This is a genomic window from Granulicatella sp. 20925_1_28 (assembly GCF_041433575.1).
GTDB lineage: Bacteria > Bacillota > Bacilli > Lactobacillales > Aerococcaceae > Granulicatella.
The window spans coordinates 119,995-126,246 of the sequence record NZ_JAPWBS010000004.1 but is presented as its reverse complement, the minus strand read 5'-3'; the positions used below and the strand labels follow the sequence as shown (position 1 = coordinate 126,246).

Genomic DNA, 6,252 nt, shown 5'->3' with positions numbered 1-6,252 from the left:
AATTTAATATAAATTGCACCCATAGCTCAATTGGATAGAGTACTTGACTACGAATCAAGCGGTTACAGGTTCGACTCCTGTTGGGTGCATACTCGGGAATTAGCTCAGCTTGGTAGAGCACTTGGTTTGGGACCAAGGGGTCGTAGGTTCGAATCCTGTATTCCCGATTTCCTTATGGGGGCTTAGCTCAGCTGGGAGAGCGCCTGCTTTGCACGCAGGAGGTCAGCGGTTCGATCCCGCTAGTCTCCATTTAACTTAATAATATTATGGCGGTGTAGCTCAGCTGGCTAGAGCGTCCGGTTCATACCCGGGAGGTCGGGGGTTCGATCCCCTTCGCCGCTATTTTCTTTTAGAGCTTGGACCTTTAGCTCAGGTGGTTAGAGCAGACGGCTCATAACCGTCCGGTCGTAGGTTCGAGTCCTACAAGGTCCATAGGTTATATCTTGGAGGATTACCCAAGTCCGGCTGAAGGGAACGGTCTTGAAAACCGTCAGGCGTGTAAAAGCGTGCAAGGGTTCGAATCCCTTATCCTCCTTAACATTATCGCGGGGTGGAGCAGTTGGCAGCTCGTCGGGCTCATAACCCGAAGGTCGTAGGTTCGAGTCCTACCTCCGCAATTAGGTTCCGTGGTGTAGGGGTTAACATGCCTGCCTGTCACGCAGGAGATCGCGGGTTCGATTCCCGTCGGGACCGTATCTCTAAATTACTCGGCTCGGTAGCTCAGTTGGTAGAGCACTTGATTGAAGCTCAAGGTGTCGGCAGTTCGATTCTGTCCCGAGCCATTCTAAATAATGCGGGTGTAGTTTAGTGGTAAAACTACAGCCTTCCAAGCTGTTGTCGCGAGTTCGATTCTCGTCACCCGCTTTATATTTAGGGCCTATAGCTCAGCTGGTTAGAGCGCACGCCTGATAAGCGTGAGGTCGATGGTTCGAGTCCATTTAGGCCCATTAATAACATTGTTATTATCAGAAAAATAATAAACTTGGATGATGGGGAAGTACTCAAGAGGCTGAAGAGGCGCCCCTGCTAAGGGTGTAGGTCGGGAAACCGGCGCGAGGGTTCAAATCCCTCCTTCTCCGTTTTATTATTTGCATATCCTGGCCCGTTGGTCAAGCGGTTAAGACACCGCCCTTTCACGGCGGTAACACGGGTTCGAGTCCCGTACGGGTCATATTTGGAGGTTTAGCTCAGCTGGGAGAGCATCTGCCTTACAAGCAGAGGGTCAGCGGTTCGATCCCGTTAACCTCCATCTCATAGTGGTTCCGTGGTGTAGGGGTTAACATGCCTGCCTGTCACGCAGGAGATCGCGGGTTCGATTCCCGTCGGGACCGCTCTTTATAAAATGCGGGTGTAGTTTAGTGGTAAAACTACAGCCTTCCAAGCTGTTGTCGCGAGTTCGATTCTCGTCACCCGCTTTAATATTATCCTGGCCCGTTGGTCAAGCGGTTAAGACACCGCCCTTTCACGGCGGTAACACGGGTTCGAGTCCCGTACGGGTCATCCTTAAGTCTACATTGCGTAGGCTTTTTTTATTGCTGAAAATATTATATAAAACAAAGTAAACCACTCCTTATTTTGCTAATGGGGAGTGGTTTATCGGATTATTTTGTAATAGCAAAATAAATAAACTGTGAAAAGTCTATTTATTTTCTAAAAATTTTTTAACGGTTGCAGATAAATTATCTGAGTACTGAATGATGTCTAGAGGAGTTGAAATTTCTACAGTTGTGTGTTCCGTATCGTTAAATTGCAATTTAAATTTATTGTTAACTGTATAAATACGCATAATCCATTTACGAATGTTATCATCTAGAAGTATATTAAAATAGCTTCTATTATCTCTATAAAATATGCGAGATGGATCCACTACGTCTTTTAATACGATTTTTGTCGTTGTGTAAGCTTCCAATTCTTCAGAAGTCGTTATTATTTCAGAATCTTTATTTTGAATTTCCTCTTTTACTTCTTCTGTATCACTAGACAATTTAGTATCTACATTAGAGTTTAAGGCAGCACTTAATTTTTCGTTTACTCGCTCACTAATAAATTGAGAGAATCCTTTCTTAACTATGGATTCAAACTTTTCAAGAGTATTTTTAGTTTTTGTTCCTTCGTATATTTCACCCACAATATATTTTACGAAAGATTCACTTGGCTCAGTTAATTGTTTAGCTAAATGGTTTTTAAGACTATTTAAGTATTTTAATTCGGAAGCAGAGGATGTTATTTTATCAACATCAAAATTGTCTTTGTGGAATTTAGCTATCTCTGCTATTTGAATATCTTTAATTTTAGTGATATCTATTGTTAAAAATGGAGTAGTATCCATTTTGTTAGGCTCATCAAGATCCGTATAAAATTTATATTCTTGACCATTTGTTAAAATTCCAAATTTTGAAGTAGTAGTACCAAAATATCTAAATAATTGCGAATCATGTTTTGTAAGCTTTTCTGAGATAGATTTAGCTTCGATTAGAATTACAGGAGCATCACTAAGCTTAATAGCATAGTCTACTTTTTCTCCTTTTTTAATTCCCACATCTGCAGTAAATTCAGGTACAAATTCGAGTGGATTAAAGATGTCATATCCTAAGATTTGGAAAAAAGGTAAAATGAGAGACGTTTTAGTAGCCTCTTCTGTATTAATATTCTCTTTTAATGTAAGTACACGTTTTCCTAAATTCTTTAATTGTTCGGACAACACTTCTAGTTCCATTGTTTTTCCTCCTTAAATATAATTGTTTATTTCCTTTTTAAGTACTCAGGTACTGCTTTATACATATTCAGCCTGAGAGGGTATGCTATTTAAAACCAGATATATGTACTTTAAGTACTAAATTACTGATTTACCTAAGATAAATCATCACTCCCTATTTTTTATTCTTTCCCAGAGCATTGCTAGTATCATTCCATCTAATTTTAATTTGTCTTCCTCAGATAATTCGACACCATCATAAGAAATAATGACACTATTAAGTTTTAAAGCTTGGTCAAAAACAATCAATTCTTTAGTAGTAGCCCATTTAGGAATATCAGTACGATCAAGTAAATAATCAATAGAAACGTCAAAATATTCTGCAACTTTTTGAACTTTATCGACTCCTGGAACTCTATTGTCCCAACGACTAATTGTTCCAGCCCCCAGACCTAAAGTTCTTTCTAATTCAGCAATGGTATTTTTATTTTTAGAGCATAATGCTCTTATTTTTTCTACAATATTCATTTTATATCCTCCTAAAAGAAACACAAAATTACTTTTGCGTAGAAACAGAGAGAAAGTTATTTAGAACTTGTCTAAAAGCAATCACTCTTTATATGTAGATGCCTAAAAAAGAAAATGATTGAAAATTACATCTTTTAATTGAACGTGAAGCTACTTTAAAGATATTCAATTGTCATTTTTTGGATACGCTTACATAATAGCACATACGCAAACGTGTTTCAATATGTTTGCGTATAAAAATTGGAAATAAGCATAGTAGGGACAAAATAATAGAAGCAAGAATAAATAGTTGTGAATAAGAAAAATAAGGGCTTATAGAATAGTTAAAATATTACTAAAGCAAAAATAAAAAACCTACCTTCAAAAGTAGATTTTATTATTTGAACTTAAAAAATATAAGTTGTTATTCCGAGCTTTTAATGTAAAATATTGAAATAATGGAGCCGAGGGGAGTCGAACCCCTGTCCAAGTATATCGACACAATCAAATCTACATTCATAGTTTATCTATTTAGAGTTCGCTACTGATTAGCTGATAAACAAGCATCATCTTAAGCTAGTCTGATAATCTCTTATTCACTTAGACAGACGGAAAAGTGAATCGTATCCCACTGGTTATAGGACCTGGACCCGAGCACATGGGCGATGCCGGACAGATCTTAGCTAGCAGTTATTAAGCTGCGAAAGCTAAAGTGTTTGTTTGTTGTTTGTCAGTTATATTTAACTGTAACGTTTTTACGTAGCCGTAACCTACGGAATGCATTGAAAGCTCAACCTATACCTGTCGAATCCGTAACGACCCCGTATAAAGAAAAGCCTAGACTTACGCCTAGACTCTCATTGTAACAAAGTTCAGTTATACTTGCAAACCTTTATTAATCGTGCATTTTTGTAGGAAGCATCTCATATGGTTCTTCTTTGGCTTCTTTACGAAGTACAAAGTGGTTTGTTTGGTTGAGTGCTTTTAAGTGGAATTTACCATCTGAATATTCAACGATATTAATAGATGCATTTCCGATTAATTCTGATAGTTGGAAGTCAGGAATCAATTCGTGAAGCATATTTCGAATTGTAATTCCATGGCTCACGATAAGAATGTTTTGATTTTGGTCACGGTGCTTATTGATTACTTTTAGTAAACCTTGTTCTACACGTAACCAAAACTCCATAAAGTTTTCTCCGAGATGATCTGGATCTAATTCCTTTAGTCCGTTTAATTCTTCTTGGATATTACGTCCACCTAAGTCATCAAAATTGCGATGTAATTTCTTATAAAGTTCGCTCCAAAGTTCACCAGCGTCTTTTCCTTCTAAGCTTCCAAAGAATACTTCGCGGAATTCAGGCATCATTTCAATCGTGAGGTTTTCACGGTTTGGATGATTTCTAAGGAAGAGTTGAGCAGTTTCGACAGTTCTTCTTAGGTCACTTGTATAGACCGCGTCAAAATGAACGTCTTTCATTCCCAAACCAGAACGAATAGCATCTAGGCGTCCTTCTTTTGTTAGAGGAGTATCAGACCATCCTTGCATACGATTGTAGCGGTTAAAGATGGTTTCTCCATGTCTCATGAAATACAATGTTACACCTTTTTTCGTCATAAAATGACCTCCGTTCTTGTTCTTATTTCTATTGTAAACCGTTTCTTATAAAAATGCTATTTTAAAATGAAGCTTGGCCAATAAAATATCCGAATGCTACACAAGCAAGTCCGCCTACTAAACTAATAGCCATATATAAAAGAGCGAGTGGAGTATCTCCATTTTGGATTAATTGAAGAGATTCTAAGCTGAAAGTGGAGAAGGTTGTAAAGCCACCACATACTCCTGTAATGAGTAGTAGTTGATCGCCTTCGAACCAGTGTGATTGTTGAAATTTAGCGCTTAAAAATCCGATGGCCAGCGATCCTAATAAGTTAATGAATAATGTTTTAATGGGAAGAGAGTGCTGCAGGGAAAGTTGCGATAATAAATATCGTAAAATTGCTCCAATGGCACCGCCAATTCCGACATAGAGTAGTGACATAGTATCCTTCTTTCTTAGTTGAATAGTTTTATTATACCCGAAATTGGGCAAAAAGAAAAAGCTGGAATAGATCCAGCTTTATGATTATTTGAAGAATAAGCTTCCGATAACGATAATCCCAAGAGCGATACGGTACCAACCGAATGCTTGGAAGTCGTGGTGTTTGATGTATTTCAATAAGAACTTGATTACGAATAGAGATACAACAAATGAAACGACAGAACCAACTAATAAAATCACGAATTCAGCTAATGAGTAGTGGAATCCGAATTTCAATAATTTTAATCCGCTCGCACCGAACATGATTGGAATCCCCATGAAGAATGAGAATTCAGTTGCGATTGAACGGCTTGTTCCAACTAATAAACCACCAAGGATTGTTGAACCAGAACGGCTAGTACCAGGTACAAGTGCTAAACATTGGAAAAGACCAATTTTAATAGCTGTCATGAAGTCTAATTCTTTGAAGTCATTAATTTTTGGTTCCACATTTTTATGTGCACGTTCGATGTAGATGAACGCAATCCCATATACGATTAGAGCTAATGCAATAACGATTGGTTTATTGAAGTAGTCATCCATAAAGTCATCAAGAACAAATCCTAGAATCACAGCTGGGATACATCCGATAATTACCTTTTTCCAAAGACTAATCGTTTCGATAAACTCTTTACGGTTTTTACTTTTAGCAAATGGGTTTAATTTGTTGAAATAAACTAGGACAACCGCCATGATGGCACCTAATTGAATCACAACATTGAACATTTCTTGGAATTTAGCAGATACGTCTAATTGAATGATTTCGTTCACTAAAATTAAGTGACCAGTACTACTAATTGGTAGCCATTCAGTAACGCCTTCGATAATTCCTAAAATAATAGTTTTAATAATCTCGATAAGATTAAGCATTTTTCCACTCCTTTATAAAGTCTGCTAACAACGATTATACTGCTTTCTGGCAAGGATTACCACAATAAACAAGAAAGTCTCTTCAAAAAAGAAGAGACT

General features: G+C 37.6%; 5 protein-coding genes, 17 tRNA genes and 1 other RNA gene. 17 read left to right on the top strand and 6 right to left on the bottom strand.

Features of this window, described 5'->3' with window-relative positions:
• Positions 1 to 15: 15 nt before the first annotated feature.
• The 17 genes from O3793_RS03900 (at position 16) to O3793_RS03820 (ending at position 1,500) form a co-directional block, all read left to right on the top strand.
• Positions 16 to 89: transfer RNA gene (locus O3793_RS03900), tRNA-Arg, on the top strand.
• 4 nt (positions 90 to 93) lie between these two features.
• Positions 94 to 167 (top strand) — tRNA-Pro (locus tag O3793_RS03895).
• A 9-nt stretch (positions 168 to 176) separates the two neighbouring features.
• Positions 177 to 249 (top strand) — tRNA-Ala (locus O3793_RS03890).
• A gap of 19 nt (positions 250 to 268) precedes the next feature.
• Positions 269 to 342 (top strand) — tRNA-Met (locus O3793_RS03885).
• Positions 343 to 358: 16 nt separating this feature from the next.
• Positions 359 to 432, top strand: a tRNA-Ile gene (locus O3793_RS03880).
• A gap of 13 nt (positions 433 to 445) precedes the next feature.
• Positions 446 to 535 (top strand) — tRNA-Ser (locus O3793_RS03875).
• Positions 536 to 544: 9 nt separating this feature from the next.
• Positions 545 to 617, top strand: a tRNA-Met gene (locus O3793_RS03870).
• Positions 618 to 620: 3 nt separating this feature from the next.
• A tRNA-Asp gene (locus O3793_RS03865) sits at positions 621 to 693 on the top strand.
• 16 nt (positions 694 to 709) lie between these two features.
• Positions 710 to 782 (top strand) — tRNA-Phe (locus tag O3793_RS03860).
• Positions 783 to 793: 11 nt separating this feature from the next.
• Positions 794 to 864: transfer RNA gene (locus O3793_RS03855), tRNA-Gly, on the top strand.
• Positions 865 to 873: 9 nt separating this feature from the next.
• Positions 874 to 947 (top strand) — tRNA-Ile (locus O3793_RS03850).
• A gap of 44 nt (positions 948 to 991) precedes the next feature.
• Positions 992 to 1,079, top strand: a tRNA-Ser gene (locus tag O3793_RS03845).
• Positions 1,080 to 1,099: 20 nt separating this feature from the next.
• Positions 1,100 to 1,171: transfer RNA gene (locus O3793_RS03840), tRNA-Glu, on the top strand.
• Between the two features lie 5 nt (positions 1,172 to 1,176).
• Positions 1,177 to 1,249 (top strand) — tRNA-Val (locus O3793_RS03835).
• A gap of 9 nt (positions 1,250 to 1,258) precedes the next feature.
• A tRNA-Asp gene (locus O3793_RS03830) sits at positions 1,259 to 1,331 on the top strand.
• 13 nt (positions 1,332 to 1,344) lie between these two features.
• Positions 1,345 to 1,415, top strand: a tRNA-Gly gene (locus O3793_RS03825).
• 13 nt (positions 1,416 to 1,428) lie between these two features.
• Positions 1,429 to 1,500, top strand: a tRNA-Glu gene (locus O3793_RS03820).
• Between the two features lie 139 nt (positions 1,501 to 1,639).
• On the opposite strand, the gene O3793_RS03815 is transcribed toward O3793_RS03820, so the two are convergent.
• The 6 genes from O3793_RS03815 to O3793_RS03790 all read right to left on the bottom strand — a co-directional run bounded on the left by O3793_RS03815 (position 1,640) and on the right by O3793_RS03790 (position 6,153).
• On the bottom strand, positions 1,640 to 2,716 hold the full coding sequence (locus O3793_RS03815; protein WP_371445780.1) for a type I restriction endonuclease: 1,077 nt from the start codon (positions 2,714 to 2,716) through the stop codon (positions 1,640 to 1,642).
• Between the two features lie 147 nt (positions 2,717 to 2,863).
• A complete protein-coding gene (locus O3793_RS03810) occupies positions 2,864 to 3,223 on the bottom strand; it encodes a helix-turn-helix domain-containing protein (RefSeq protein WP_371445779.1) in 360 nt (119 codons plus the stop codon).
• A gap of 435 nt (positions 3,224 to 3,658) precedes the next feature.
• Positions 3,659 to 4,025, bottom strand: a transfer-messenger RNA (tmRNA) gene (gene ssrA / locus O3793_RS03805).
• 72 nt (positions 4,026 to 4,097) lie between these two features.
• Entirely contained in the window at positions 4,098 to 4,820 is a 723-nt protein-coding gene (locus O3793_RS03800; RefSeq protein ID WP_371445776.1) for a histidine phosphatase family protein, read from the bottom strand.
• 61 nt (positions 4,821 to 4,881) lie between these two features.
• Positions 4,882 to 5,244 carry a fluoride efflux transporter CrcB gene (gene crcB, locus O3793_RS03795; RefSeq protein ID WP_371445774.1) on the bottom strand — a complete coding sequence of 121 codons (363 nt, stop codon included), beginning with the start codon at positions 5,242 to 5,244 and terminating at the stop codon, positions 4,882 to 4,884.
• Between the two features lie 84 nt (positions 5,245 to 5,328).
• The gene (locus tag O3793_RS03790) at positions 5,329 to 6,153 is read right to left on the bottom strand and encodes an undecaprenyl-diphosphate phosphatase (protein ID WP_371445772.1); all 825 of its coding nucleotides are present in this window, start codon (positions 6,151 to 6,153) and stop codon (positions 5,329 to 5,331) included.
• Positions 6,154 to 6,252: the final 99 nt, after the last annotated feature.